The organism is Pantoea sp. JV6 (genome assembly GCF_025910055.1).
Classification (GTDB): domain Bacteria; phylum Pseudomonadota; class Gammaproteobacteria; order Enterobacterales; family Enterobacteriaceae; genus Pantoea; species Pantoea agglomerans.
In genome coordinates, this window is sequence record NZ_JAPCIM010000003.1 from 129,384 (window position 1) to 155,585 (window position 26,202).

Genomic DNA, 26,202 nt, shown 5'->3' on the forward strand with positions numbered 1-26,202 from the left:
GCTTCGTAATTATTCCTTACACAGGTTCAGCATTTCGTCAGATGAATGCAAGCAAACCCATTAATTAAACTTTACAAAAGCGTGCGCAATCACACTCCTTCAACGATTTCGGATTAGCCTCATCCTCTCCACCCTCCCCATCCTCCTCCGCTAATTCTTTGCAGGAGGATGAGCGAGGGTTTCCGCGCGGGCAGACTGTCGCCACATTGATCCATTTTCCGTTTTTACAGGACATCAACCATGACACAGCCCGATTTCAACCCGATTCAGTTCAATGCTGCCCTGACCCGTCAGTGGCAGCGTTTTGGCCTGCGCGATGCGCAGGAGATGACCACGATACAGTGGTGGCAGGCACTCAGCGGTGCGCTGGCCGATATGCTGGCCGCGCAACCTGCTCCCCCGGCCCCGACAGAACTGCGCCATGTTAACTATCTGTCGATGGAGTTTTTGATCGGTCGCCTGACCGGCAACAACCTGCTGAACCTGGGCTGGTATGACGCGGTCAACGAGGCCCTGGCCGCCTGGGATATCTCACTCACTGACGTGCTGGAAACCGAAACAGATCCGGCGCTGGGTAATGGCGGCCTGGGTCGCCTGGCAGCCTGTTTCCTGGATTCCATGGCGAATGTGGGTCAGCCCGCTACGGGCTACGGTCTGAACTATCAGTACGGTCTGTTCCGCCAGCGCTTCGAACAGGGCGCGCAGATTGAAAGCCCCGATGACTGGCAGCGCGACCGCTATCCGTGGTTTAACCACAACGCCGCGCTTAACGTGCGGGTCGGACTGGGCGGTAAAGTAGTGACGGTTGCGGGTCAGCCACAGTGGCAACCGGCGTTTGAACTGCTCGGCGAAGCCTGGGATCTGCCGGTGGTGGGTTATCAGAATGGTATCAGCCAGCCACTGCGTCTATGGCAGGCGAAACATGCTCAGCCGTTTAACCTTGATCGCTTCAACGACGGCGACTTTCTGCGCGCTGAACAACGGGGTATTGATGCTGAAAAACTGACCAAGGTCCTCTACCCCAATGACAATCATCAGAACGGTAAAAAACTGCGTCTGATGCAGCAATATTTTCAGTGCGCCTGTGCGCTGGCTGACATTCTGCGTCGCCATCATCGGGCCGGACGCAGCATCGAAACCCTGGCCGATCATGAAGTGATCCAGCTTAATGACACCCATCCGACGCTGGCCATCCCGGAGCTGATGCGTCTGCTGCTGGATGAGCATCAGCTGAGCTGGGATCGCGCCTGGCAGATCACACAGCACACTTTTGCCTACACCAATCACACCCTGATGCCGGAAGCGCTGGAGTGCTGGGATGTGCGTCTGGTGCGCAGCCTGCTGCCGCGCCATATGATGATCATCAATACCCTGAACGCGCAGCTAAAAACGGCTGTCACCGCGCGCTGGCCAGACGATGAAGCGAAGTGGGCCAGACTGGCGCTGGTGCATAATAACCAGCTGCGGATGGCGAACCTCTGCGTGACCAGCGGGTTCGCGGTCAACGGTGTGGCGGCGCTGCACTCGAAACTGGTGGTGCAGGATCTCTTCCCGGAATATCACCAGATGTGGCCGGAGAAATTCCACAACGTGACCAACGGCATTACGCCGCGCCGCTGGATCAATCAGTGCAACCCGGCGCTGAGTGCCCTGATCACCAGGACATTGCAAAAACCCTGGCTGAACGATCTCGATGCCTTGCAGGGGCTGGAAGCCTTTGCGGATGACGCCGCCTTCTGCGCGGAATATCGCGCCATCAAGCAGCAGAACAAAGTCGCGCTGGCGCACTGGGTAAAACAGCGGACCGGCATTGAGATTGACCCCACCGCGCTGTTTGACGTACAGATCAAACGACTGCATGAGTACAAACGCCAGCATCTGAGCCTGCTGCACATCATTGCGCTGTGGCAGACGCTGGTCACCGATCCGCAGGCTAACCGGACGCCGCGCGTGGTGCTGTTTGGTGCCAAAGCCGCGCCCGGCTATGCACTGGCGAAAAACATCATCTATGCCATCAACAAAGTGGCCGAGGTGATCAATCAGGATCCCCGCATCGGTGACCGTCTGAAAGTCGTGTTTATTCCCGATTACAACGTCTCCGTCGCCGAGCGGCTGATTCCCGCCGCCGACCTTTCCGAGCAGATCTCCACCGCCGGTAAAGAAGCGTCCGGCACCGGAAATATGAAACTGGCGCTGAATGGCGCACTGACCATCGGCACACTGGATGGAGCGAACGTCGAGATCGCTGAGCAGGTTGGCAGCGAGAACATCTTTATCTTCGGGCATACCGTGGAACAGGTGGTGGCGTTAAAAGCAGACGGTTATGCCCCGGCGCAGTGGCGCAAGAAAGATCCGCAGCTCAATCAGGTCTTACTGGCGCTGGAAGATGGCACCTTCAGCCAGGGCGACTGCCACGCCTTTGATGCGATGTTGCAGAGTCTCGGCCCGGAAGGCGGTGATCCCTATCTGGTACTGGCTGACTTCCAGCCATACCTTGACGCACAGGCGCAGGTAGAAGCGCTGTGGAGCGATCAGGAGGCCTGGACACGTGCCACCATCCTCAATACCGCACGCTGTGGCATGTTCAGCTCCGATCGCGCTATCCGCGATTACCAGCAGCGCATCTGGCAAGCGAAACGCTAAGGAACGCCATGAAAACAGATCCGGTTATGGACGATTTCTCCAGGGCGGGCATCGCCGCTGAGTATATCAATGCTCACGGCAAGCCACAGGCGATCCCGACCCTGACCCGCCAGCGTTTGCTGGCGGTGATGCAGCCTTCCCATCCGCTGAGCACGCCGCTGCCACCGGTGGTGATTTTTCGCAGCGGCGATCTTCTGAGCCTGTCGCCACAGCTCGCTGACGATGCCCACTGGCATCTCACCAGTGAAGCGGGTGAAATCCGCTCAGGTCGCTGCCAGCCCGCTCAGCCGCTGCATCTGCCGCCGCTGCCGGAAGGCTATCATCAGCTGACGTTGCAACAGGGCGCGCAGCAGTGGTCGTGCCGGATAATAATTGCCCCGGCCCGCTGTTATGAACCCCCGGCCCTGCTGGCAGGTGAGTCATTATGGGGGGCCTGCGTGCAGCTCTATACCCTGCGTTCGGCGGAAAACTGGGGAATCGGCGACTTTGGCGATCTGCGCCGGATGCTGCCGGAGGTGGCCGCACGCGGCGGCGCGTTTATCGGTCTTAACCCTATCCATGCGCTGTTTCCCTCCAGCCCGGAGAGTGCCAGCCCTTACAGCCCCTCGTCCCGGCGCTGGCTTAATGTGCTCTACATCGATGTGGGCGCAGTCGCTGACTTCCGGCAGAGCGCTGCCGCTCAGGCCTGGTGGCAACTTCCGGAAACAGAACAGGCACTGGAACAGGCTCGCGCAGCAGATTGGGTGGATTATGCGGCGGTGACCCGGCTGAAAATTGACGCGCTGAGACTGGCGTGGCCGCATTTTACTCAGCGTGACGCCAGCGATCCCGAGGTGCAGGCGTTTAATGGATTTATACGTGAAGGAGGCGAGAGTCTTCAGCATCAGGCGCTGTTTGATGCGCTGCACGCCGATCAGATAGCACAGGATAGTGATCGCTGGGGCTGGCCGGTGTGGCCGGAGGCGTTGCAGGATCCCGGCAGTCCGGCCGTGCAGGCCTTCCTGCAACAGCACGCCGATCAGGTGCGCTTCTGGCTCTGGCTGCAGTGGCTGGCCGCGAAGCAGTTTGCCGACTGCTGGGACATCTGCCAGCAGCAGCAGATGCCGATTGGACTTTACCGCGATCTGGCGGTGGGTGTTGCGCAGGGTGGCGCAGAGACCTGGAGCGAGCGCGATCTCTACTGCATGGATGCCAGCATCGGTGCGCCGCCCGATATTCTCGGCCCGCGCGGCCAGGACTGGGGATTGCCGCCCATGGATCCGCAGGTGATGCGTCAGCGCGCCTGGGAGCCGTGGATCGCCCTGCTGCGCGCCAACATGCGCCACTGCGGCGCACTGCGCATTGACCATGTGATGGCGCTAATGCGGCTGTGGTGGATTCCGGCCGGTGATAGCGCGATGCACGGTGCCTACGTGCACTATCCCATCGACGATCTGCTGGCGATTCTGGCGCTGGAAAGTCAGCGTCATCGCTGCATGGTCATTGGCGAAGATCTCGGTACGGTGCCGGAAGCGATTGTCGATAAGCTGCGGGACGGCGGGGTCTACTCCTATAAGGTGCTCTATTTTGAGCAGGAGTCAGCCCACAGTTTTCGTCCGCCTGCCGAATGGCCACGGCAGGCAATGGCGGTCGCGACCACTCACGATCTTCCGACGCTGCGTGGCTGGTGGCAGAGCGATGATTTGACCACCGGCGCACAACTCGGCCTCTATCCCGACAAGGTGGTGCTGGCCGGGCTATATCAGGATCGGCTGCGGGCAAAGCAGGCGCTGCTGCAGAGTCTGCATCGCGTTGGTGCCCTGCCGAAACGTGCCGGACGCGATGCACCTCGCACCGGCATGAGCAAGGCATTAAACCGGGCGATGCAGCGCTATCTGGCTGACAGTCACAGCGCCCTGCTGGGACTGCAACCGGAGGACTGGCTGGATATGGCGGTGCCGGTCAATATTCCGGGCACCAGCGATGAATATCCGAACTGGCGACGCAAGCTCAGTGCCACGCTGGAAACGCTGTTCAGCGATCCTGCCACTGACATGCTGCTGCGTGATCTGACGGCACGCCGGAAGCGACTACTGCGCAATTGAAGGTTAACGCGCGACTCAGACTCGTGTCTCACGCAGCCTGTTTTACATAATTTTCAGTTATTACAGCGTGCGGGCCGGCAACGGCTCGCACGCTGCTACTGTAATCAGCGCCTCTCAACAGTGATAAGATCGCCCTGAGCACGAGCGTCTGAAAAACACTAACCGGATTCTATTCAGGATTTAATGAACTTAAGAATTTATCTTCGCCCAATCCTGAGATTGCTTTAACAGCAATGCCCAGTCGTCAGGTGGATAGCCGTTATGCAACATTCCTGAAAATACTTTATAGGCGTCACGCTTACTGCCATAAGCACGTTTGGTCTCAGCGTCATTCATCCATGCAAGGATGATGGTTTTATGTTGCTCGCTGAATCTAAAGAACAAACGATACTGCATCAAAAACTTTGCACGGAACCAATGCTTATTTTGTTCTCCCAGCGTATCGCCCTGGCGAAACTTTGCCTGATGTGGATCGGCGCAAATCTCACTATTGATAACTTTAAACACAGCGGCTAAAAGCTTAGTCGTCGCTTTTCGCTGGTAACTTTCAGGATATTTAGCCCTGAGTAACTCCACTTCATTGGTCAGCGCAATCAGCTGCGATTCAAAACAGGGATGAACATAAACGTGCCATCCATTTATAACCGTGCTGTCTTCCATACTTAATTACTCATCGTCCATGAGTGGAGCATCCAAATCAACGTCCATACCTTCGGTCAACGATGTAATGCGAGTTAATAATCCTCGATCCAGCGTTTTAATATTTGCAGGCGTGTTGCGTATGTCAGCAGCAAGAAAACTCAGAAAGCTCGCGATCACTGGATCATCATCAGTCACCGTTTCCTGACGGGTAATAAGGACTTTGCCGCCCGGCAGAACAGCGTATTCGATATTCTCACCAGGTTGCAGATTCATCGCATCACGAACTGCGGCAGGGATAGTGGTCTGGCTGCGCGCTGTCAGTTTTGATGAAGCACGCAGAGAGATGTTTGCATGAGTCAGAGTTCCCATTGCGGATTCTCACTAGAAAAAAACAAGATAGCGCAACAGTAATGCAAGTGCATTGGCAATGCAAATGCATTGATCGCGATAAGAGCGAATGTTTTGTTACTAAGTCTTCATTAAAAGTTTCTGATTACGCTTTTCCGTATCGACTGAAAAATTGGCACCCTGTTTTATTTCCTGCCAGACATCAAACTCTTCGCGACTGATAAGCACAGCAGCAGAGCCGCCCCGGCGGGTGATAATCACAGGCTCACCCGCCATCACGATATCCATGATTTCAGCAAGATATTTTCGGGCCTGGGTTGTCGTGTAACTTCGCATATAGCCTCCAGAAAAGTCATCCCTGAAACGGCTTAGTTAGCCTATATTCATCAAACGCTATTGCCCACAGCATGACTTACGCAATGCGTAAAACCACGCAAAAAAATCATGCAATCAGGATCTCTGCAACAAAAAAAGGTGCGCCGCAGCGCACCAGATGGAACAACATCAGTATTGTCGGGGCAGCTTCACCCCTTGCCTTTAACACTACTGATAAAGGTCTGCCGTGCAGAGGTGGAACCCAGCCGCTCGGCTTCATCCAGCAGTTTCAGCGCCTTATCGATATTGCCGCTGTTCACCGCCTGTCTGATCTTCTGGTTAAAGTAACTCTCGGTGTCGCTCATGATCGGTTCCGCACGGGCTTTTGGCGCGGGCGCTGCGGCGGGTGCAGGCGCCGGTGCTGCGCTGTACGCTGCCGCAGGTGCGGTATTGCCGACGGTCACCGCGCTCGGGCCGGATGAACCAAACAGCGGCCCGACCAGAATGGATGAGCCGGAACTGGTCTGCATCTTCAGCTTGATTGTCCCTTCCCGGCTGTGGCGGGCGACGGGATCGGGAATATCCGGTACCGCATGACCGGTGCCCTGGGCGTAGGCCTTGGCCGGGTCAAGCAGCGTGGTGGTTTGTGTCAGATCGCTGTCGGTGGTAAACACCAGCAGGTAGATTTTTTGCTGACCCAGCGCCGGGGTTAATTTCATCACCCCTTCCAGCCGATCTGCCGCCATCACGCCCGGCTTCTGATAGGTAAAGTAGCGGCTGGGGAACCAGGCCGCAGGACGCAGGTTTTCATCCAGCACCAGCACGTTCGGTGCGAAAACCTGACCGTTCGCCACTTCACTGCTCAGCGTCAGCGTCAGTTCGCCGATATTGGCGGGCAGACTGTAGGCCGCGACCGGACCGGCAATGTGTGGCGCATTCAGCGTCTGTCCGCTGTTAGCAAGTTTTGTGGTCTGTGTCTGAGAAGCAGCCAGCGGTTGCCAGCTCAGGCGTTGCAGTGTCTCGGGTGCCACGACCGGTGCGGACGAGAGATCCTGCGGCACCAGATTGACATCCGCCAGGGCGGGAAGCGCGTGTCCTGTCAGTAACGCCGCACTCAGGCAGAGTGCAGCCAGTTTTTTCATTTTCATTATGTCTACCTTATTGCAGGTCGCGGCGTGAACCAGGCAATGGCACACCGCGACCAAAGAGATCCACCAGGCGCAGGCGCGCCTGTCAGAAAAGGTGCTGGCTTACCACCAGATTTCCATCTGCGCGCCGAAGGTCACTTCATCGTCTTTACCACGGCTGTTGGTCAGGATGCCGTTGCCGCTGGTGTCCGCAGAGGCGAAGGTGGTGAGATCGCCTGAGTTATCTTTGTTGTAACCCCACTTTTCATCCCATTTGGCGTAGGTCGCGAACAGACGCAGAGCCGGACGTGACCAGATGCTGTCGCCCGCCTGCCACTGCTGCGCCAGCGTCACTTTGTACTGGCCGTTGCGCTCGTTAGCCTGCTGTGATTTGACGTTGTCGTAGCCCAGTTCCAGCAACGTGCTCATAATCGGCGTCCATTTGTACATCGGGCGCACACCCACGGTGTACCACTCGGTGCCGCGGTTGTTGTCCAGATCGATGTTCTGGTACATAGCGACGTACATCAGATCCCAGCGTTCCGCCAGCGAGATCGCACCGTGGTCGAGGATGCGATACATGTCACCATTGTTATTGAGGCTGGTGCCCTGCGGCACGCCTTTGCCCTGAGAGGTCAGCGCATCGGTGGCATACTGCAGTACGAATTTGTTATAGCCCTTCAGCATGCTCTGGGTATGTTCAGCAGTGAACATCCAGCCATCTTTAGAGGCACCCTCTTCCAGACGGTAGTCGTCACGGGCATTAGCGCGACCGTAGTCGACACCCAGCTCCAGCACGCCGTTGGTGTTGGTTTCCAGACCGGCCAGACGCACATCAAACACGTCGTTGGCAGTGCTGGTGGCGAAGTCACGGATACGATCGCTGGAGAAGGTGTAAGAGCCGCCCGCTTCAGATGAACGGGTTGCGGCGAAAGAGAGTTTACCGAAGCCGAGATCGACATCTTCCAGACCGGCACCCGGACCGGAAATATCCCAGTAGTAGAAGTCGATCATATGGACGTCATGACGCTGATAGAAACGCTTACCGGCCCAGATGGTAGATCCTGGCAGCGCGTCGATCAGGTTTTTACCTTTTACGTTGGCTTCACGGAAGGCGGGCGATGTGGCTTCCCAGTCATTCTGCTGTGCCACGGAGTAAGCCACGTTGGTGTCGAAATAGAAGCTTTTGTCGCCCTCTTTCCACACTTCCTGGCCTAATTTCAATTCGGCATAGGTTTCACATTCGTTGCCCAGACGGTATTTACTTTGGGCGCCGGTGGCCTGGAAACATTGCTGTTCACCACCGCTGCCGGTCCAGCCAATGCCGGAACGGGCGTAACCGGTAAAATCAACCGCCATCGTCGGGGCGGAGAGGGTTCCCACCGCGACGGCAACGGCGATGGGAAGTTTGCGCAGAGTTAACATTTTCTATCTCCTGAGGTCATTGCTTTTATTGTTTTTGGCAGGGCTATACACCCGGCTCCTGATACAGCCTGCGGCACGCGCTCCCGTCCTCGCGGAACAGGTGACAACGCTCGGGCGGCAGGCCAATACCGAGGATGGCGCCCTCTTTTACCAGCACGACGTCCTCCTGGCGGTAAACCAGGTTCTGACGGATAGCGGGAATTTCGATGTGGATCTGTGTTTCATGCCCCAGCTGTTCCACCACCTGCACTTCCCCTTCCAGGGTGACGTCGGCGATATCGCTGGAGAGCAGATGTTCCGGGCGAATACCCAGTGACATGTTGCTGCCGACCTGCACACCGGCGCTGTCAACCGGCAGCCAGACCAGCTGCTGATTCGGCAGCCGCACCTGAACCTGATCGATGGCGGTGGCGGTCACTTTGACCGGCAGGAAATTCATTTTTGGTGAGCCGATAAATCCGGCGACAAAGCGGTTGGCGGGATAGTGGTACAGCTCAAGCGGCTTACCGACCTGCGCAATACGTCCGGCATCCAGCACCACGATTTTGTCGGCCAGCGTCATCGCTTCGATCTGATCGTGGGTTACGTAAATCATGGTGCGCTTCAGGCGCTTATGCAGACGGGAGATCTCAATCCGCATCTGAACGCGCAGCGCCGCGTCAAGGTTCGACAGTGGTTCATCCAGCAGGAAGACGCGCGGTTCCGCCACCAGCGTGCGGCCAATCGCCACGCGCTGACGCTGCCCGCCAGAGAGGGCTTTAGGACGGCGATCGAGCAGATGCGCCAGTTGCAGAATCTCCGCCACCTGATTAACCCGCTGCTGGATCTCCGCTTTTTTCACCCCGGCAAGTTTGAGGCCAAAAGACATGTTCTCCGCCACCGACAGATGGGGATAGAGCGCATAGGACTGAAACACCATGCCGATGCCGCGTTCGGCGGGTGGCACTTCATTCATGCGCCGGTCGCCGATTAACAGCTCGCCGCTGGTGATAGTCTCCAGTCCGGCAATCATGCGCAGCAGCGTCGATTTGCCACAGCCTGATGGGCCGACGAAAACAACAAATTCCCCTTCACGAATAGTGAGATCGATATCTTTCGACACCACCGTATCGCCCCAGGCTTTCGTGACATTGCGTAACACAACGCTCGCCATGATCCCTTCCCTCTTAGCTGCATAGTCGTGTCTGCCCAGCGGCAGACGGGTTCCGGGGCTCACTATGCGAGAGGAAACAGACGGTAACATCCTCCACCGCACTGCATTCCGCTGGGGGAGGAGGCGGGAGGAGGAGAAACGCGGGCTGACGCCGCGGCCCGCACGCTGCCGCGCTTTTTTGTGATCGCTAACGCAGACCCGCAGGAATTTTTGCCGCGTAAGCGCCCGCTTAAAGGGCTTTTTGCCAGCGCGATCACAGCGGCAGGCCGAGGGGCGTAGAGCAGAGGAGGATGAGAAGCCGTGGCGGATAAGCACAATGATGCCGGTACAGCATTCACCACTTCCGCTAACAGGATGGATTTATGACGATGAAAACCGGAGCAAGAATTCTGGCCCTTTCTGCCCTCTCTGCCGTGCTCTTTTCGGCCAGCGCGATGGCAAAAATTGAGGAAGGTAAACTGGTCATCTGGATCAATGGTGACAAGGGCTACAACGGCCTTGCCGAAGTGGGTAAGAAATTTGAGCAGGAGACCGGCATCAAAGTCACGGTCGAACATCCTGACAAAATGGAAGAGAAGTATCCGCAGGTCGCGGCGACCGGCGATGGCCCGGATATTATCTTCTGGGCACATGACCGTTTCGGCGGCTATGCGCAGTCCGGCCTGCTGGCTGAGATCACGCCGGATGCCAGCTTCCGCGAGAAGCTTTTCCCGTTCACCTGGGACGCGGTGCGCTTCGACGGCAAGCTGATTGGCTATCCGATTTCCGTTGAGTCGCTGTCACTGATCTACAACAAAAAGCTGCTGCCGAACCCGCCAAAAACCTGGGAAGAGATTGCCGGTCTCGACAAGCAACTGCGCGCCAAAGCCAAAAGCGCCATCATGTTTAACCTGCAGGAGCCCTACTTCACCTGGCCGCTGCTGGCCGCAGGCGGGGCTTACGCCTTCAAGCTCACCGACGGACATTATGACGTGAAGGATGTCGGCGTCGATAACGCCGGAGCTAAAGCGGGCATGCAGTTCCTGGTCGATCAGGTTAAAGCCAAAACCCTGAATGCGGACACCGATTATTCGATTGCTGAGGCCGCCTTTAACAAAGGCGAAACCGCCATGACCATTAATGGTCCGTGGGCGTGGGGCAACCTCGACAAAAGCGGCATAGACTATGGCGTCACCGAATTGCCAACCCTGAACGGTAAACCGTCGAAAGCTTTTGTCGGCGTGCTGAGTGCCGGGATCAACGCCGCCAGTCCTAACAAAGAGCTGGCGAAAGAGTTCCTGGAGAATTATCTGCTGACTGACACCGGTCTGGATGCGGTCAACAAAGATAAGCCGCTGGGTGCCGTGGCGCTGAAATCTTTCCAGCAGACGCTGGAAAAAGATTCGCGTATCGCCGCCACCATGAACAACGCCCGTCAGGGTGACATCATGCCGAATATCCCGCAGATGGCGGCATTCTGGTATGCGATGCGCACCGCTACCCTGAACGCGCTTGGCGGTCGTCAGAGCGTCGACGCCGCACTGAAAGATGCTCAGGCCCGTCTGAAGAAGTAATTCTCCCCTTGCAGCCGGGGCAACCCGGCTTGAGTGACCGTTAAGGAAAACCGCATCATGTCAGGAAAACCGAAAACGCGCAGTGTGCTGTTGAAAAGCGTTCTCATCGGGATCTGCTGTCTGCTGGTCGGCTATCTGCTGGTGCTGATGTACGCGCAGGGCGAATATCTGTTTGCGCTGCTGACGCTGATCCTCAGTGCGACCGGACTGTGGATTTTTGCTAACCGTCGCGCCTATGCGTGGCGTTATGTCTATCCCGGCGTGGCGGGAATGGCGCTGTTTGTACTGTTTCCCCTTGCCTGCACAATTGCCATTGCCTTTACCAACTACAGCAGCAGCAACCAGCTCACCTTTGAACGGGCGCAGCAGGTTTTGCTGGGCCGCACCTTCCAGTCGGGTGAAGCAGTCAGTTTTTCTCTGTTCCCGGCCGGCGATCGCTGGCAGCTGGTGCTGAATGATGGCAAAGACTATGTTTCGCCGCCGTTTCAGTTTGGCGCTGAACAGACGCTGAAAATGGCCCCTGCCGCACCACCGTCAGGTGAACGGGCGAACTTCAGAGCGATCACGACCCATCGTCAGGCACTGAGCCAGATCCGGGCTGAACTGCCGGATGGTCGTCAGTTGCGGATGAGTTCGCTGCGCCAGTTCTCCGGCACCCAGCCGCTCTATCGGGTGGATGCGCAGGATGAGCTGATCAACCAGCAGAGTAACGCGCGCTATCGTGCAAATCCGCAGACTGGTTTCTACCAGGCGATTAACGCCGACGGCCGTTGGGCGAACGAAACCTTAAGTCCCGGCTTTACCGTGAATACCGGCTGGAAAAACTTCGTGCGGGTGTTTACTGACGAAGGGATTCAGAAGCCGTTCCTGGCGATATTTGGCTGGACGCTACTCTTCTCGCTGATCACGGTGGTGCTGACCGTCGCGGTGGGAATGGTGCTGGCCTGTCTGGTGCAGTGGGAGGCGTTGCGCGGCAAAGCGGTCTATCGGGTGATGCTGATTCTGCCCTATGCCGTTCCGGCGTTTATCTCGATCCTGATTTTCAAGGGGTTGTTCAACCAAAGCTTTGGTGAAATCAACGTGATGCTCAGCGCGCTGTTTGGCGTGAAGCCGGCCTGGTTCAGCGACCCGACGCTGGCGCGCACCATGCTGATTATCGTCAATACCTGGCTCGGCTACCCCTACATGATGATCCTCTGCATGGGCCTGCTGAAGGCGATTCCGGACGATCTCTATGAAGCCTCGGCGATGGACGGTGCAGGACCGCTGCAGAACTTCTTCCTGATTACCTTGCCGCTGCTGCTGAAACCACTGATGCCGCTGATGATCGCCAGCTTTGCCTTTAACTTTAATAACTTTGTGCTGGTGCAATTACTCACCAACGGCGGGCCGGATCGCCTCGGCACCACCACGCCAGCCGGTTACACCGATTTGCTGGTGAACTACACCTGGCGTATCGCCTTTGAGGGCGGCGGCGGGCAGGACTTTGGGCTGGCCGCCGCTATCGCCACGCTGATCTTCCTGCTGGTGGGTGCGCTGGCGGTGATTAACCTGAAAGCCTCGCGGATGAAATTCGACTAAGCGCCTGGCCCGACAGGCGTCATGGTTGCAGGCAGTCCGGACGCGAAGAGCGTGGAACAACCGGAACCTGGGAGGTGAGGATTGTGAGCACTGCCCGGGTTCAGACTGACAAATAAAATAGCCTGATGGACCAGGCTCAGAGGAGTTGTTATGGCTATGGTACAACCGAAATCGCAACGGCTGCGTCTGTTCACCACGCATCTGCTGCTGCTGTTATTTATCGCGGCGATTCTCTTTCCCCTGCTGATGGTGATTGCGATTTCGCTGCGTGCCGGGAACTTCGCCACCGGCAGCCTGATCCCGGAGCAGATCTCGTGGGAGCACTGGCGTCTGGCGCTGGGTTTCAGCGTGGAACATGCGGATGGCCGGGTGACACCGCCGCCCTTCCCGGTGCTGCTCTGGTTATGGAACTCGATCAAGATTGCGGCAATCAGTGCGCTGGGCATCGTGGCGCTCTCTACCACCTGCGCCTATGCCTTTGCCCGTATGCGCTTTACCGGCCGTTCCAGCCTGCTAAAAGGAATGCTGATTTTCCAGATGTTCCCGGCGGTGCTGTCGCTGGTGGCGCTCTATGCCCTGTTTGATCGTCTCGGTCAGTATCTGCCTTTTATCGGGCTGAATACCCACGGTGGGGTGATATTCGCCTATCTGGGCGGTATCGCGCTGCATGTCTGGACTATCAAAGGCTATTTCGAAACTATCGACGGGTCACTGGAAGAGGCCGCCGCGCTGGATGGCGCAACGCCGTGGCAGGCGTTCCGGCTGGTGCTGCTGCCGCTGTCGGTGCCGATTCTGGCGGTGGTGTTTATTCTGGCGTTTATCGCCGCGGTGACTGAAGTGCCGGTCGCCTCGCTGCTGCTGCGCGATGTAAACAGCTACACCCTGGCGGTCGGAATGCAGCAGTACCTCAATCCGCAGAACTATCTGTGGGGCGATTTCGCCGCCGCGGCGGTGCTCTCCGCGATTCCGATCACCCTGGTTTTCCTGCTGGCGCAGCGCTGGCTGGTGAGCGGTTTAACCGCAGGCGGGGTGAAAGGCTAAAACGATCATCATTGTACGTTGCCACTACTTACACAACGCCTGTTGTGGTTGAAGGATTCGGCGGCCTGCGGGCCGCCTTTTTTATGCTAATCCGATTCCGACGCACGGCTGCCTGCCACCAGCGCCACGACCATGGCAGTGATCGCCTGTTCTCCTTCCCGTTTGCTGACATCGCCGCGTGCCACCGCACCTGCGATGGCATCCGCGCCCCCCAGCAAGCCCCACATGCCTGCTTCCGGAATACCGCTGCTGCCTGCCAGAGGGACAAACCAGCGCTGACAGCGGGCGATAAAGTCGAGCTGATAGTGGCGTTTGACGGCAGCCAGTTCCGGTGAGGTGCTGAGCGCTGACAGCAACTCCGGAATCTCACGCCCCTCCGTCATCACACAATCCACATAACAGGCCGCAAGCACTTCCGCTTTTTGTTGCATCACCATCGGTGCGGCATTCATCGCCGCTTCCATCTTTTCGGTCTGGCGACGATCAAAATCGTCATACAACGCCGCCAGCAATCCATGACGGGTGGTGAAGTGGTCATAAACCACCGGTTTACTGACCCCCGCCGCGTCGCCGACTCTGGCCAGCGTCAGTGCCTCGCTGCCTTCGGTTTGCATTATCTGCCACGCGACGTCTGACAACTGCCTGCGTCGTGCTTCGCGTGACAGACGCTTACGGGGTGTTTTTTCAACGGTCATGTTTTTCCTGATGGGCGAACAGACGCTGGCCCAGTTGATGCGCCAGCTGATAGTGTGACTCAGGATAACCTTCATCGCCGCTCAGCAACAGTTCACTGGTCACCACCGGCGCACCGCAATAGTCAAAGATGCCGTGATCAATCTGATTCCGCATGCTGGCGAAATAGCCGCGCCGCAGAAAGGTTCGGGTGTCAGCCGCGCCAATCGCAACCAGATGCACGGGAAGATGGCCGAGGCGTTTTACGATATGGCCATCCTGCTCATCAAAGGCCCAGCCCGCGATGAAGACGCGGTCTATCCAGCCTTTAAGCTGTGCCGGAAATGACCACCAGTAGACCGGATAGACCAGCACCAGCGCATCGGCACGATCCAGCCGCTGCTGTTCTGCCAGCACATCGGGCGGCGTCGGTGCCAGACCGTTGAAATGTCTGTGATCGCTGAGCGAAAAACCTGGATCAAACCCTTCTGCCGCCAGATCGGCCTTTTCAGCCGTATGATGGCCTGTCGCGATAATGCCCTGCGCCAGCTGGTCCGCCACGCGGTGGGTGTGAGCGTCCTGATTGGGATGGGAAGTCACTATTAATGCATTCATCGTCGTCACCTTACCTGATTAGCCATTAAGCTACTAAAGGTAAGTTACTATTGGTAGGTTAGCAAGCGGCGACCGTTGATCGATTCGCTGACCGCACTTACTGTTTAAACGCAGAAGTCGCCAGCAAGGCCTGCTCCAGCAGAGGGTGATCGAACGTAAAGGGAAGGTGCGCCAGGCTGGCGGAGGGGAAATGGATCTGCTGCGCAATCTGTCTCATCCTGTCCGCGTTAATCGCCGCAGGCAGCGTCAGAGGCGAGTGGAAACGGCGCAGCAGCGCCAGCAGTTCAGGCTCCACCTGCTTACCCTGCTGTTCAATCCAGGATTGTACCAGCAAGCTAAAGCCGACCTTTTCACCATGCAGCCAGTGATGCAGCTCCGGCTGGTGAGTCAGGCGATCGTGGATGATGTGGGCAAAACCGGGGGTTGCCATCGCATCCTGAATACTGTTAGCCAGCCCCGCCAGCACAATGTTGGCTTCAATCACTTTCTCCAGCGCCGGGGTGACCTGCTGCCTGATGTTATCGGCCACTGCCGTGTCTCCCCAGCGTTTCAGCACCGTCACCGCCTGCCAGGCGGCTGCGACTTTAAGATCCAGCGCCAGCTGGTGCGGCGTCTGTCGCTGATAAGGCTCAAATTCAAACCATTTGGCCAGCGCATCCACGATTCCGGCCCGCAGATAGCGTACCTTGCTGCGGGCGATGACCTCGCTGTCCACCAGAATCCGCTCCGGCATGGCATTAAGCGGCTGGCTGCGCAGATGGCCGCCGCGCTCATCATAGATAATCGCCAGCGGAGACCAGGCGGCACAGGTGGCGGCCAGCGTGGCGAAGTTAACCAGCCGGATATCCGGCAGCGCATCATTGACCGCTTTGGCGCAGTCCAGAACCCGCCCGCCGCCGACTGCCAGAATCAGGGTAGCGCCGTGCGTCTGCACCTGCTGTTGCAGGGCAGCAATCGCCGCATCGGTACACTCACCGGTCAGCGTGTCGAGCTGCCAGCGGATCCCCGCCCGTTCCAGACTTATGCTCATGTCAGGATTCACCGCCTGCCAGGCCCGCGGCGAGGTGAAGATGTGAATATGCGAGGCAAGCGGCCGGATAATTTCTCCCACCCCGGCCCGCAGCCCTGGCCGTTGCAGATAGCCTTTCGGCGACATCACGCGAAACATCGTTCCCCCTTATCGACGATAAGCCAGCGAGCGCACCAGCCGGTCGCCGAGTTTCTGAATCAGCATTACCAGCGCCAGCAGCACCACAATGGTGGCCGCCATGATTTGGTTATCAAAGCGCTGATAACCGTAGCGAATCGCCAGATCGCCCAGCCCGCCACCGCCAACCACACCCGCCATCGCCGAGAAGCCAATCAACATCACAATCGTCAGGGTAACGCCCGCCACCAGCGCGGGAAGCGCTTCCGGCAGCAGCACACGGCTGACGATATGCCACAGGGTACCGCCCATTGATACCACCGCTTCTATACGGCCGCGGTCGACCTCATCCAGCGCGTTCTCCACGATGCGGGCGAAAAAGGGAAATGCCCCCAGCGTAATCGGCACAATAGCGGCAGTGCTGCCCAGCGTGGTGCCGACCAGCAGACGGGTAAAGGGGATCAGCGCAATCAGCAGCACCACAAATGGCAAGGCGCGTCCGGTATTTACCAGCGTATTCAGCAGCAGTGAAATCGCGCGATTGGGCAGAATGCCTTTTGGCCGGGTCAGAAATAGCAGCACGCCTACCGGCAGCCCTATCGCGACCGTGAAAAGGGCCGCCAGCAACACCATATACAGTGTTTCGCCAGTGGCGTTCAGCAGCAGTTCCTGAAACCGCTCACTACTCATGCTACGCATCGGGTTAACGCCTCACGCTGATATTTTTCGATAAACGCCCGGTCTGCTTCGCCATCCTTCAGCAGCATTTTGCGCAGGCGTCCCTCTTCACGTCCCATGATCTGGCTCAGGCTGCCGCTCTCAACCAGCTGGCCATTCTCAAGCAGCGCCGCCCCGTCACAAATCCGCTTCACCACCGCCATTTCATGGGTGATCAATACAATGGTGATATTGAGCTGCTGCTGAATATCGGCCAGCAGATCGAGAATCGAAGTGGTGGTTTCGGGATCCAGCGCGCTGGTCGCCTCATCGCACAACAGATAACGGGGTCGGGCGGCCAGCGCGCGGGCGATGCCGACGCGCTGTTTCTGTCCACCGGAGAGCTGCGACGGCCAGGCCGCCGCAAAGGAGGCCAGCCCCACCAGTTTCAGCAGCGATGCGACCCGCTCGCGGCGTTCAGCCGCAGGCACACCGGCAATCTCCAGCGCCAGGTCGACGTTGTCCTGCACGTTGCGCGAATGCAGCAGATTGAAGTGCTGGAAGATCATCCCCATCTGCTGTCGCTGCTGACGCAGTTGCGCCAGGCTCATCGCAGCGAGATCCTGCCCGTCAATTTCAATCAGGCCGCTGGTGGGACTCTCCAGCCGATTGAGGCAGCGCAATAGTGTACTTTTTCCCGCTCCGCTCCGACCGAGGATGCCAAAGATGGTCCCTTCTTCGATGGTGAGTGAGATGTCGTCTAACGCTGGCGCAGATGCGCCAGGATACTGTTTGCTGAGATGACTGAGTTTAATCATGCTGCTGGTCCGCAACCGGAATCACTGAGCCCTGATAATTTTTACGGATAAACTCCGCTACCTGCGGCGAGCGCAGATCTTTCGCCAGCTGTAATACGCGGGGATCTTTCGCCAGTTCTGGCGTCGTTACCAGCAGGTTGGCGTAGGGATTATGTGCTGCAGACTCCAGTCCCAGCGCATCTTTCGATGGGGTCAGACCTGCTTCAAGCGCGTAGTTGCCGTTGATAATTGCGGCATCCACATCATCCAGCGAGCGTGGCAGTTGCGGCGACTCAATCTCAACGATCTTAATTTTCTTCGGGTTATCACTGATATCTTTTGGCGTCACCAGCGTCGAACCCGTTTCACCCTGCGCGTTGAGTTTGATCACCCCTTTGTCCTGCAACAGCCAGAGTGCGCGGCTCAGGTTAGTGGTATTGTTCGGTACCGCAATGCTGGCCCCTTCAGGTAGCGCCGCTAAACTTTTCACTTTCCGCGAATAGATACCCAGCGGCTCGATGTGAACACTGGCGGCCACGGCAAAGGTTTTCCCCAGCGCCTTCTCCTGATCTTTCAGGTAAGGCAGATGCTGGAAGTAGTTGGCATCCACATCCCCGGCGGCCAGCAGCTCATTGGCATTCACGCCCCCGCTCAGCTCAACAATTTTGAGATCCAGTTTCGGATCCAGGGTTTTGACATACTCCAGGATTTCCGCATGGGGCAGCGGATCGGCCGCTACGCGCAGCGGCGCGGCCTGTAAACTCTGGGCAATCAGCAGTGAAAGACCGGCCAGGGCCAGAAAGCGCTTTTTAATCATCATCATTTATCTCTTATCGTTATCAGTGGGTGTTGTGTTCGGGGTAGAAACGCTGGGCAACTTCCGGATGCGAACGCAGCCGGCCTTTAAGGTAGTTCCAGCCCACTTCGCGCAGCAGCGGATTAAGCGGATCGCTGCTCGGTCCCTGTGCCAGTTCAGCCAGCTGAGGAGGCAGTTGATAGATCGGCACCACGGCGTCGAGTTGCGCGCCAAGGAAAAAGGCGATGGATAAGCGCTCGCTGCTCTGCGGTGGCGACACCACACGGTGCACCGTTGCGCGAAGATAACCGTTGGTCGCCAGCTCCAGCAGCTCGCCAATGTTCACCACAAACGCGCCCGGCAGTGGTGAGGCATCGATCCAGTTATCCGGCGTCACTTCCACCTGTAAGCCCGGCTGATCGTCCTGCAGTAACATCGTCAGGAAGCCTGAATCTTTGTGCGCGCCAACACCCTGGCGTGACTCGCCCTCCGTGCGGCCCGGATAACGGATCAGTTTGATATGTTCGTTGGGATAGTCGCCATAGAGGTTATCGAAGGCGTTGCGCGGCAGATTCAGTGCCCCGGCAAAGGCGCGCAGCAGCTCCAGCGCCACCGCTGTCATCTGCTGCTGCCAGCGGGTGACCACCGTTTGCAGTTCAGGTAAGGCTTCAGGCCACTGATTCGGCCCCTGCATCCGTTGCCAGGTGGGTGAATCGGCGGTAACGGGCAGCGCTTCCCGTTCCGCACCAATATCAAACTGCTCGCGATAGTCGGGCTGGCTGCGGGTTATTTCCACGCCCGCCAGGTTATAGCCACGAAAATGCGGCGAGTTAGCCATCGCCACCGCGGATTTATCCGCCTGTGGCAGGGCAAAAAATTTCCGCGCGACGTGCTGAACCTCATCTAATAATTCACGGTCGATGCCGTGATTGATTAAATAGAAGAAACCGACATCACGCGCGGCCTGGCTTAATTTTTCCAGGACCTGTTGCTGCTGCTGTTGATTACCTGACAATAATGCGAAATCAATTACCGGCAATTCTGCTGTGGTTAACGCGCTCATGATTGACACTCTGTTGGCATGGAATCGCCTTACACTGCCATTTCATTTATGCGTTAACTACCAACTAATCCTGCTATAGATATGCGACGGATGGGAATATCCCACCATGCCGCGGGCTATAAACCCGCAGATTACTCTGCGCTCCACGCCACGAATGCCGGCGGTAACCATGCCGTAATCTCAGGCAAAGGCTGTTGATAAAGCGCAATCTCGACAAAACAGGTCTGCGCACTGCACCCCTGGCCGAGTCGTGAACTGCCGCTATCCTGGGTCAGCACATTGGGATTGCCGTGTTTATCCAGCAGCTGGCCCTCCTGCTGATCGAGCGGGTCATACCAGGCGCCGGTCGACATCTGTACGACACCCGGCAGGATATCCTGCGTCAGATGCACACCCGCCAGCAGCGCGCCGCGTCCGTTAAAGACTTTTACGATGCTGTTCTCCTCAATGCCGCGCGCAGCAGCATCTTCAGGATGCATCCAGAGTGGCTCACGCCCGGCAATTTTGGTGGCCCGGCTGACCCGTCCATGATCGTACTGACTATGCAACCGGGTCCGTGGCTGGCTGGAGAGCAGATGCAACGGCCACTGCTGCTTTTCCTGCTGTTGCGCCTGGTATTCCGGCGCATACCAGCAGGCAAATCCGGGCGCTTCGTCATACCCGAAATCGGCCACCTGCTGAGAAAAAAGCTCGATTTTCCCCGACGGCGTGCTGAGCGGGGCTGACTCCGGGTTATCGCGAAACGGTTTTAGCAGGATCTGCGGCGTCTCTGGCGCGGGATACTCCACCACTCCCTGTGACCAGAACGCCTCAAAGGGCGGCAGTTCGATGCCCTGCGCTGCCGCGCGTGGCCGGGAATCTTCATAGAGTGACTGAAGCCACTGGCGCTCATCACGCCCCTGCGTAAAGGCGTCAGCAAAACCGAGCCGCTGCGACAGAGCGGCAAAAATTGCGTAATCCGATTTTGCAGCTGCAAACGGCGGCAGATGCTGCGGCATGGCGATGATAAAACCGTCGTTGCTGGCGCTGCCAATATCTTCACGCTCCAGCGACGTGGTCGCAGGCAGCACGATGTCGGCAAATTTTGCCTGCGCCGTCCAGAACTGCTCATGCACAATTACAGTGTCCGGCCGCTGCCAGGCGCGTATCAGCTTGTTGATATCCTGATGATGATGAAAGACATTGCCGCCCGCCCAGTAGACCAGCCGGATGTCGGGATAGACCCGCTGTTGCCCATCAAACTCATAGTGCCCTCCGGGATTGAGCAACATGTCGGCGATGCGTGCCACCGGAATCGTCTCCTGAACCGGATTATGACCGGCGGGCAGACGAGGCCCGGAAAACTGTCGCCGGGCGGCACCGGCCAGATTGGTTGAGGCGTAACCAAAGCCCAGCCCGCCGCCGGGCGTGCCTATCTGACCCAGCAGAGCGCTAGTCGCAACGGTGGCCCAGAAAGCCTGCTCGCCCTGCCGCGCCCGCTGCACCGACCAGGCAATATTCACCATCGTTTTATGCGCCGCCATCTGCCGTGCCAACGCACGGATCTTCGCGGCCGCCAGCCCGGTCAGCGGTGCGGCCCATTCTGGCGTTTTAGCTATCCCGTCGTGTTCACCCAGCAGGTAGGCGGCATAGTGGTCAAAGCCCACCGTGTAACGTTCTGTGAATGGCGCGTCATAGAGAGATTCAGTAATTAACACCTGCCCGATTGCCAGTAACAGCGCCGTATCGGAGCCGGGCTGTATCGCCAGCCACTCCGCATCGGCCACCCCAGCAAGATCGTTTCTGACCGGACTGATGTTGATAAACCGGGTGCCATTTTGCTGCAGCGTGGTTAACCAATGAGAAAGCGCATGGTCATTAGCCCCGCCGCCATTGACCTGCGCATTGCGCAGCGGCAAACCCCCGATAGCCACAAACAGTTCGCAATGCTCTGCCAGAACCGGCCAATGGGTATGGTGACGTTGTAACTCATCGAGGTTGCCGATGATGTGCGGCAGCGTGCGTTCACCGGCCGCAATGCTATAGGTGTTGGTGCTGGCGGTGTAGCCGCCATAGTGGTTAAAGAAACGATGAAGCTGGCTCTGAGCATGATGGAAACGTCCGGCACTCGACCAGCCGTAAGAGCCGGCGTAGATCGCCTGATTGCCGTGCTCTGTTTTTACCCGCCCCAGCTCCTCCGCCACCAGCTGCAACGCAACATCCCAGCTCACCTCCACAAACGGCTCTTTGCCGCGCCCGTTGCGGGATGCGCTTCTGTTCTGGAGATAACCGAGCCTGACGGCCGGATTTTTGACCCGGGTTTCGCTTTGCACCGCGCCCGGTAACGACTGCCCGATCGCAGAGGGATTACGGTCCCACGCCACCGGCCTGACCGACGTCAGCGTGTCCCCATCGGTGGTGACGTGATACGTACCCCAGTGCATAACGGCTAAATCATTCTTTTTCATGGCTTACTCGCGTCGGATACGGCGCGAGAGACGCGTACCCAGGGTTTGCAGTAGCTGGACAATGACAATCAGCACCAGCGCAGTCGAAATCGTGGCAAAGGCATCAAAGCGCTGATAGCCGTAAGTGATGGCGAGGTCGCCAATGCCGCCGCCCCCCACCGTGCCCGCCATCGCCGTCGCACCCAGCAGGCCGATAGTGGCGGTGGTCAGGGCTAACACCAGCGACGAGGCGGCTTCGGGTATCATGAAATACCAGATGGTCTGCAGCGTGGTGGCACCCATCGCATTGGCTGACTCCAGAATGCCCTCATCCACCTCCAGCAGCGCATTCTCCACCAGCCGTGAAATATAGGGCGCGATAAATATCACCAGCGGCACAATGGCCCCCGCCGTACCAATGGTGGTGTTCACCAGCAGGCGCGTCAGCGGCAGAATAGTGATCAGCAGAATAATAAACGGCAGTGAACGGATGATATTCACGATCGGGTTCAGCAACTGATGTACCAGTCGATTCGGCTGTATCCCACCCGGACGACAGATCACCAGCACAATGCCAAGCGGCAGGCCCAGCAGCGAACCAAAGCCCAGAGATAGCGCCACCATGATCAGCGTGTCCTGCATCGCCGTCAGGAACTGATCGCCGGTAACGGCGGTTTCAAAGAGTTCTGATATCACAGATTTTCACTCCGGTCGCGATGAGAAACTGGATGGCCGCCTCGCGTCGGGCGGGCTCGCCTTTGATCTGCACAATCATGAAACCCACAATGGTACGCTGAACTTCCGTCATGCTGGCGAACAGGATATTCACTTCAACCTCATGTTCACGGATCAGGCGATTGATGATCGGCTGTTGTGCCGTGCTGCCGACAAACTCCAGCCGCAACACGTCGACAGCCGGATGCTGGCTTAACAGCGCAAGGGTCTGCTGTGGCAGGCGATCGTGAATAACGGACTGCACAAAGCTGGCGCTCACCGACTGTTGCGGTTCAGCAAACAGCGACAGGACATCGCCCTGTTCAACGATGCGGCCCTGCTCCATCACCGCCATCCGGTTGCAGATCTTCTGTACCACCGACATCTCATGAGTGATCAGGACAATGGTGATGCCGTAACGCTGATTAATCTCCTGTAACAGCAGCAGAATCTGTACCGTGGTCTGGGGATCCAGCGCGGAGGTCGCCTCATCACACAACAGAATCGCGGGATTGGTTGCCAGCGCGCGGGCAATTCCGACGCGCTGTTTTTGACCGCCGGAGAGTTCATCCGGATAGCTGTGGGCTTTGTCGCTGAGGTTAACAAACGCCAGCAGCTCCGCCACGCGGGTGGCGATAAAATCTTTATCCCGGCCCTGTAAAATCAGTGGGATGGCGACGTTGTGAAACACCGTTCGGGCATTGAGCAGATTGAAGTGCTGGAAGATCATGCCAATCTGCTTTTTGACCTGAATTAAGCGCTTTTTGCTGATCCCTTGTAACGCTTCACCCTGCACCTCAACCGAGCCGGTTGTGGGGGTCTCCAGGTGATTAATCAGGCGCAGCAGCGTACTTTTTCCGGCTCCACTGGTGCCGATGACGCCAAAGATGTCACCCTGGTTGATGCGCAGATTAATCTCCTTCAGCGCCTGCACTTCTGCACCGTTACGCGCAAACGTTTTGCTGACATGGCGAAACGCAATGGCTACCTGACTCATTTGAAATAATCTGGCAGCAGATAGCCCGCATACTGCGCATTTCCGGTGATATAGCTTTTAAATTCTGCTGAGTGGTAGCCGGCAATAATGTCACGGGCAAACTGAGCCTGCTTATTTTTACCGGCTACCGTCACAACGTTAATAAACTGGCTGGTTGCCGCTTCCAGTTTCAGTGCCGAATTGAGTTTCATGCCACTGGATACCGCGAAGTTGCCCTGAATGACTCCATAGTCAACGTCGGGGAGTGCACGCACCTGCTGAGCGTTATCCATCTCTTTGAGCACGATTTTGTAGGGGTTTTCCGTGATATTTTTCTGCGAAAAAGTGGCAGCATCGCTATCGGGGCTGATTTTGAGCCAGCCGATGCTCTGGAGTAACAGCGCCGCCCGATACTCATTTGAGGGCTGGTTGGGCACAGAGACCGTGCTGCCCGGTGCAGGTTGAGTCAGCGTTTTCACGCGCTCAGAGTAGAGCCCCATTGGCGGGGTCGGCACCTGCACAATGCCAACATTATCAATGCCAAGCCGCTCATTAACCGACTTCAGATAGACGGGGTGCTGCATGATATTGGCGTCAATCGTCCCGCGGTGAACGGCATCATTAACCTGAATCCCATCACTGAAATCTTTATATTCCAGGGTATACCCCTGCCTGATTAATAAGGGCGCAACGCCTTTTTCAAACTGCTCTTTATAAGGCCCTGGATTAAATCCAATCCGTATTTTCTTCTGGTCGGCTGCCTGAGCGGCAGAAATAAAAAGGCTGGCGGTGGTCAGTGCCAGAATAATTCCCCGGGATGTGATCTGCATTGTTTGCCCTGATTCATTATTGTGAGAGCGATCGATTTAATCACAGCCATCGCGGAGAGGAACAGGCAAAACCCAGCCCCGACTTTGGCTTATTTATGCTAACGATAGTCACATGCTGGATATTCGAATCCTTGCAAAGAACAGCGTTATTTCTGCTAAAGATTTTAATGTCAGCTGTGTCATCCTTCTTCGCTTAACACTGTTTATTGCGGGAGAGATATGGCGGAGTTTGCAGCTTCAGAGATGGTCGCAGGGCTCGAAGAGAACCTCTTCAGCATGCTGGAAAAGCAGGCAGCACAACTGGATGATGCGCTGTTACCGCTGATCGATCTCTCTTCCGGCAGTCCACGTCAGCCAACGCCGCCCGCGGTAATCGCTTCATTACAGGCTGCGGCAGCGAAACCGGAGAACCATGAGTATCCCTCGTTCTGGGGCAAACCCGCGCTGCGAGGTGCTATCGCAGCCTTCTACCAGCGTCACTACGGCGTCACGCTCGATCCTGAAACTGAAGTGGCGCTGTTCCAGGGCGCGCACATTGGCGTCAACGGTTTTCCCCGCGCCCTGCTCAATCCGGGGCAGGTGTTGATCTCTACCGATCCCTGCTATCCGCTCTACCGCTCAGCGGCCCGTCAGGCAGGTGCCGATTTTTATGGCATTCCGCTGGAGGCGCGCAATGATTTCCTGCCCGATTTCACCCAGGTGCCGGACGAGATCGCGGCGCGTGCCGGTCTGCTGCTGCTCAATTATCCCCATAACCCTACCGGCGCACTGGCGACACCCGCGCTGTTCGACGACGCGCTGGCCTTCGCCCGCCAGCATCATGTTCCGCTGATTCATGACTTCGCCTATGCCACGCTGGGCAGTGAGTCGGGCGAACAGCCGCTGAGTCTGCTGGCACAGCCCGATGGCAAAGCCTGGGGCGTGGAAATCTATACGCTGTCAAAAAGCGCACTCATGGCAGGCTGGCGGGTGGGATTTGCGGTGGGAAACGCCTCGATGATTGCGGCATTTAAAAAACTTCATACTCATAGCTACAGCACGGTGTATGGCGCGGTGCAGGATGCCGCTATCACCGCGTTGTCGCTGCCCGCTGAACAACTCAGCTTGCTGGCAGAGCATTACCATCAGCGCCGCAGAGTGATTTTAGCCAGGCTGGCAGCGATGCACTGGCCGGTTCGCGCCCGTCAGGGCACCTTTTTCCTCTGGCTGGCAGCGCCAGCTGGTTTCACCGGGGAGCAGTTCGCCGCCCTGCTACTGGCCCAATGTCATCTGCTGGTGGCAACGGGTAACGGGTTTGGCGCAGCGGGCCGTGATTATATTCGCATCAGCCTGACAACCGGGACGGAGCAATTACTGCAGGCGCTGGATCGCATCGACGAACTGAAACTGTTTAAGTAGCGCATCAGTATCGGGAAAATCAGTTCCAGATATAACCAGAGCACCAGCTGCAAGTTATTACCAAATGTTCAGACCCGTAAGCAGGCGTAAATAAGTTCACTATGCTGGGTTTGTCAGTAAATGCAGTTATTTCGGCTGAAAACTTGCAAAAACTTACAATCGTAGTCTAGAGTTTACCGGCTGCGGTTTCTGCCGCTTC

General features: G+C 57.4%; 23 protein-coding genes. 6 read left to right on the forward strand and 17 right to left on the reverse strand.

Features of this window, described 5'->3' with window-relative positions; translation table 11 throughout:
* Nucleotides 1–240 precede the first annotated feature (240 nt).
* Nucleotides 241–2,643, forward strand: a complete 2,403-nt coding sequence (gene malP, locus OK412_RS04580) for a maltodextrin phosphorylase (protein ID WP_264352758.1) — start codon at nt 241–243, stop codon at nt 2,641–2,643.
* A gap of 8 nt (nt 2,644–2,651) precedes the next feature.
* A complete protein-coding gene (gene malQ / locus OK412_RS04585; RefSeq protein WP_264352759.1) occupies nt 2,652–4,727 on the forward strand; it encodes a 4-alpha-glucanotransferase in 2,076 nt (691 codons plus the stop codon).
* Between the two features lie 189 nt (nt 4,728–4,916).
* On the opposite strand, the gene OK412_RS04590 is transcribed toward malQ, so the two are convergent.
* The 6 genes from OK412_RS04590 to malK form a co-directional block, all read right to left on the reverse strand.
* Nucleotides 4,917–5,387 carry a type II toxin-antitoxin system YhaV family toxin gene (locus tag OK412_RS04590; protein ID WP_064690735.1) on the reverse strand — a complete coding sequence of 157 codons (471 nt, stop codon included), beginning with the start codon at nt 5,385–5,387 and terminating at the stop codon, nt 4,917–4,919.
* Between the two features lie 6 nt (nt 5,388–5,393).
* Complete coding sequence (locus OK412_RS04595) at nt 5,394–5,738, reverse strand: type II toxin-antitoxin system PrlF family antitoxin (protein ID WP_033768537.1); 345 nt, start codon at nt 5,736–5,738, stop codon at nt 5,394–5,396.
* Nucleotides 5,739–5,837: 99 nt separating this feature from the next.
* Nucleotides 5,838–6,053 (reverse strand): type II toxin-antitoxin system Phd/YefM family antitoxin, encoded by a 216-nt coding sequence (locus tag OK412_RS04600; RefSeq protein WP_033773851.1) that lies wholly within the window; start codon nt 6,051–6,053, stop codon nt 5,838–5,840.
* A 188-nt stretch (nt 6,054–6,241) separates the two neighbouring features.
* Nucleotides 6,242–7,180, reverse strand: coding sequence for a maltose operon protein MalM (malM, locus tag OK412_RS04605; protein WP_010247352.1), 939 nt, complete (start codon nt 7,178–7,180; stop codon nt 6,242–6,244).
* Nucleotides 7,181–7,282: 102 nt separating this feature from the next.
* Nucleotides 7,283–8,584, reverse strand: coding sequence for a maltoporin (locus OK412_RS04610; protein WP_033760237.1), 1,302 nt, complete (start codon nt 8,582–8,584; stop codon nt 7,283–7,285).
* A 43-nt stretch (nt 8,585–8,627) separates the two neighbouring features.
* Nucleotides 8,628–9,737 carry a maltose/maltodextrin ABC transporter ATP-binding protein MalK gene (gene malK, locus OK412_RS04615; protein ID WP_010247360.1) on the reverse strand — a complete coding sequence of 370 codons (1,110 nt, stop codon included), beginning with the start codon at nt 9,735–9,737 and terminating at the stop codon, nt 8,628–8,630.
* A gap of 362 nt (nt 9,738–10,099) precedes the next feature.
* On the opposite strand from malK, the gene malE reads away from it, so the two are divergent.
* The 3 genes from malE (at nt 10,100) to malG (ending at nt 13,912) form a co-directional block, all read left to right on the forward strand.
* Nucleotides 10,100–11,290: a maltose/maltodextrin ABC transporter substrate-binding protein MalE gene (malE, locus tag OK412_RS04620; RefSeq protein ID WP_264352760.1), complete on the forward strand. Its 1,191-nt coding sequence runs from the start codon at nt 10,100–10,102 to the stop codon at nt 11,288–11,290.
* A 57-nt stretch (nt 11,291–11,347) separates the two neighbouring features.
* Nucleotides 11,348–12,871: a maltose ABC transporter permease MalF gene (malF, locus tag OK412_RS04625; protein WP_228312687.1), complete on the forward strand. Its 1,524-nt coding sequence runs from the start codon at nt 11,348–11,350 to the stop codon at nt 12,869–12,871.
* Between the two features lie 150 nt (nt 12,872–13,021).
* Nucleotides 13,022–13,912 carry a maltose ABC transporter permease MalG gene (gene malG / locus OK412_RS04630; RefSeq protein WP_264352761.1) on the forward strand — a complete coding sequence of 297 codons (891 nt, stop codon included), beginning with the start codon at nt 13,022–13,024 and terminating at the stop codon, nt 13,910–13,912.
* An 86-nt stretch (nt 13,913–13,998) separates the two neighbouring features.
* Here malG and OK412_RS04635 read toward each other — a convergent pair whose 3' ends face one another.
* The 11 genes from OK412_RS04635 to OK412_RS04685 all read right to left on the reverse strand — a co-directional run bounded on the left by OK412_RS04635 (nt 13,999) and on the right by OK412_RS04685 (nt 24,605).
* Nucleotides 13,999–14,607, reverse strand: coding sequence for a TetR/AcrR family transcriptional regulator (locus tag OK412_RS04635; protein ID WP_022624730.1), 609 nt, complete (start codon nt 14,605–14,607; stop codon nt 13,999–14,001).
* On the reverse strand, nt 14,597–15,199 hold the full coding sequence (locus tag OK412_RS04640; RefSeq protein ID WP_264352762.1) for an NAD(P)H-dependent oxidoreductase: 603 nt from the start codon (nt 15,197–15,199) through the stop codon (nt 14,597–14,599). The genes OK412_RS04635 and OK412_RS04640 overlap by 11 nt, the downstream gene beginning before the upstream one ends.
* 97 nt (nt 15,200–15,296) lie before the next feature.
* Entirely contained in the window at nt 15,297–16,367 is a 1,071-nt protein-coding gene (locus OK412_RS04645) for an iron-containing alcohol dehydrogenase family protein (protein WP_264352763.1), read from the reverse strand.
* A 9-nt stretch (nt 16,368–16,376) separates the two neighbouring features.
* Nucleotides 16,377–17,045 (reverse strand): methionine ABC transporter permease, encoded by a 669-nt coding sequence (locus tag OK412_RS04650; RefSeq protein ID WP_022624728.1) that lies wholly within the window; start codon nt 17,043–17,045, stop codon nt 16,377–16,379.
* A complete protein-coding gene (locus OK412_RS04655; RefSeq protein ID WP_010670747.1) occupies nt 17,033–17,821 on the reverse strand; it encodes a methionine ABC transporter ATP-binding protein in 789 nt (262 codons plus the stop codon). The genes OK412_RS04650 and OK412_RS04655 overlap by 13 nt, the downstream gene beginning before the upstream one ends.
* A complete protein-coding gene (locus tag OK412_RS04660; RefSeq protein ID WP_033780393.1) occupies nt 17,814–18,617 on the reverse strand; it encodes a MetQ/NlpA family ABC transporter substrate-binding protein in 804 nt (267 codons plus the stop codon). Before OK412_RS04660 ends, OK412_RS04655 begins: the two co-directional genes overlap by 8 nt.
* A 22-nt stretch (nt 18,618–18,639) precedes the next feature.
* Nucleotides 18,640–19,659 carry an isopenicillin N synthase family dioxygenase gene (locus OK412_RS04665; RefSeq protein WP_010670745.1) on the reverse strand — a complete coding sequence of 340 codons (1,020 nt, stop codon included), beginning with the start codon at nt 19,657–19,659 and terminating at the stop codon, nt 18,640–18,642.
* Between the two features lie 131 nt (nt 19,660–19,790).
* Nucleotides 19,791–22,106, reverse strand: coding sequence for a molybdopterin-dependent oxidoreductase (locus tag OK412_RS04670; RefSeq protein ID WP_264352764.1), 2,316 nt, complete (start codon nt 22,104–22,106; stop codon nt 19,791–19,793).
* A 3-nt stretch (nt 22,107–22,109) separates the two neighbouring features.
* Entirely contained in the window at nt 22,110–22,727 is a 618-nt protein-coding gene (locus OK412_RS04675) for a methionine ABC transporter permease (protein ID WP_222940270.1), read from the reverse strand.
* Between the two features lie 34 nt (nt 22,728–22,761).
* Nucleotides 22,762–23,796, reverse strand: a complete 1,035-nt coding sequence (locus tag OK412_RS04680) for a methionine ABC transporter ATP-binding protein (RefSeq protein ID WP_264352765.1) — start codon at nt 23,794–23,796, stop codon at nt 22,762–22,764.
* On the reverse strand, nt 23,793–24,605 hold the full coding sequence (locus OK412_RS04685; protein ID WP_187484510.1) for a MetQ/NlpA family ABC transporter substrate-binding protein: 813 nt from the start codon (nt 24,603–24,605) through the stop codon (nt 23,793–23,795). The genes OK412_RS04680 and OK412_RS04685 overlap by 4 nt, the downstream gene beginning before the upstream one ends.
* 219 nt (nt 24,606–24,824) lie before the next feature.
* Here OK412_RS04685 and OK412_RS04690 point away from each other — a divergent pair, with 219 nt between their 5' ends.
* Nucleotides 24,825–26,003, forward strand: a complete 1,179-nt coding sequence (locus OK412_RS04690; RefSeq protein ID WP_264352766.1) for an aminotransferase class I/II-fold pyridoxal phosphate-dependent enzyme — start codon at nt 24,825–24,827, stop codon at nt 26,001–26,003.
* The last annotated feature ends 199 nt before the right edge of the window (nt 26,004–26,202 follow it).

Coding starts and splice junctions, on each gene's coding strand:
- malP (WP_264352758.1), top strand. CDS start 241: ATGACACAGCCCGATTTCAACCCGATTCAGTTCAATGCTGCCCTGACC.
- OK412_RS04680 (WP_264352765.1), bottom strand. CDS start 23,796: ATGAGTCAGGTAGCCATTGCGTTTCGCCATGTCAGCAAAACGTTTGCG.
- malG (WP_264352761.1), top strand. CDS start 13,022: ATGGCTATGGTACAACCGAAATCGCAACGGCTGCGTCTGTTCACCACG.
- malK (WP_010247360.1), bottom strand. CDS start 9,737: ATGGCGAGCGTTGTGTTACGCAATGTCACGAAAGCCTGGGGCGATACG.
- OK412_RS04600 (WP_033773851.1), bottom strand. CDS start 6,053: ATGCGAAGTTACACGACAACCCAGGCCCGAAAATATCTTGCTGAAATC.
- OK412_RS04645 (WP_264352763.1), bottom strand. CDS start 16,367: ATGTTTCGCGTGATGTCGCCGAAAGGCTATCTGCAACGGCCAGGGCTG.
- malF (WP_228312687.1), top strand. CDS start 11,348: ATGTCAGGAAAACCGAAAACGCGCAGTGTGCTGTTGAAAAGCGTTCTC.
- malM (WP_010247352.1), bottom strand. CDS start 7,180: ATGAAAATGAAAAAACTGGCTGCACTCTGCCTGAGTGCGGCGTTACTG.
- OK412_RS04670 (WP_264352764.1), bottom strand. CDS start 22,106: ATGAAAAAGAATGATTTAGCCGTTATGCACTGGGGTACGTATCACGTC.
- OK412_RS04675 (WP_222940270.1), bottom strand. CDS start 22,727: ATGCAGGACACGCTGATCATGGTGGCGCTATCTCTGGGCTTTGGTTCG.
- malE (WP_264352760.1), top strand. CDS start 10,100: ATGACGATGAAAACCGGAGCAAGAATTCTGGCCCTTTCTGCCCTCTCT.
- OK412_RS04655 (WP_010670747.1), bottom strand. CDS start 17,821: ATGATTAAACTCAGTCATCTCAGCAAACAGTATCCTGGCGCATCTGCG.
- OK412_RS04635 (WP_022624730.1), bottom strand. CDS start 14,607: ATGACCGTTGAAAAAACACCCCGTAAGCGTCTGTCACGCGAAGCACGA.
- OK412_RS04685 (WP_187484510.1), bottom strand. CDS start 24,605: ATGCAGATCACATCCCGGGGAATTATTCTGGCACTGACCACCGCCAGC.
- OK412_RS04665 (WP_010670745.1), bottom strand. CDS start 19,659: ATGAGCGCGTTAACCACAGCAGAATTGCCGGTAATTGATTTCGCATTA.
- OK412_RS04650 (WP_022624728.1), bottom strand. CDS start 17,045: ATGCGTAGCATGAGTAGTGAGCGGTTTCAGGAACTGCTGCTGAACGCC.
- malQ (WP_264352759.1), top strand. CDS start 2,652: ATGAAAACAGATCCGGTTATGGACGATTTCTCCAGGGCGGGCATCGCC.
- OK412_RS04595 (WP_033768537.1), bottom strand. CDS start 5,738: ATGGGAACTCTGACTCATGCAAACATCTCTCTGCGTGCTTCATCAAAA.
- OK412_RS04640 (WP_264352762.1), bottom strand. CDS start 15,199: ATGAATGCATTAATAGTGACTTCCCATCCCAATCAGGACGCTCACACC.
- OK412_RS04660 (WP_033780393.1), bottom strand. CDS start 18,617: ATGATTAAAAAGCGCTTTCTGGCCCTGGCCGGTCTTTCACTGCTGATT.
- OK412_RS04610 (WP_033760237.1), bottom strand. CDS start 8,584: ATGTTAACTCTGCGCAAACTTCCCATCGCCGTTGCCGTCGCGGTGGGA.
- OK412_RS04590 (WP_064690735.1), bottom strand. CDS start 5,387: ATGGAAGACAGCACGGTTATAAATGGATGGCACGTTTATGTTCATCCC.
- OK412_RS04690 (WP_264352766.1), top strand. CDS start 24,825: ATGGCGGAGTTTGCAGCTTCAGAGATGGTCGCAGGGCTCGAAGAGAAC.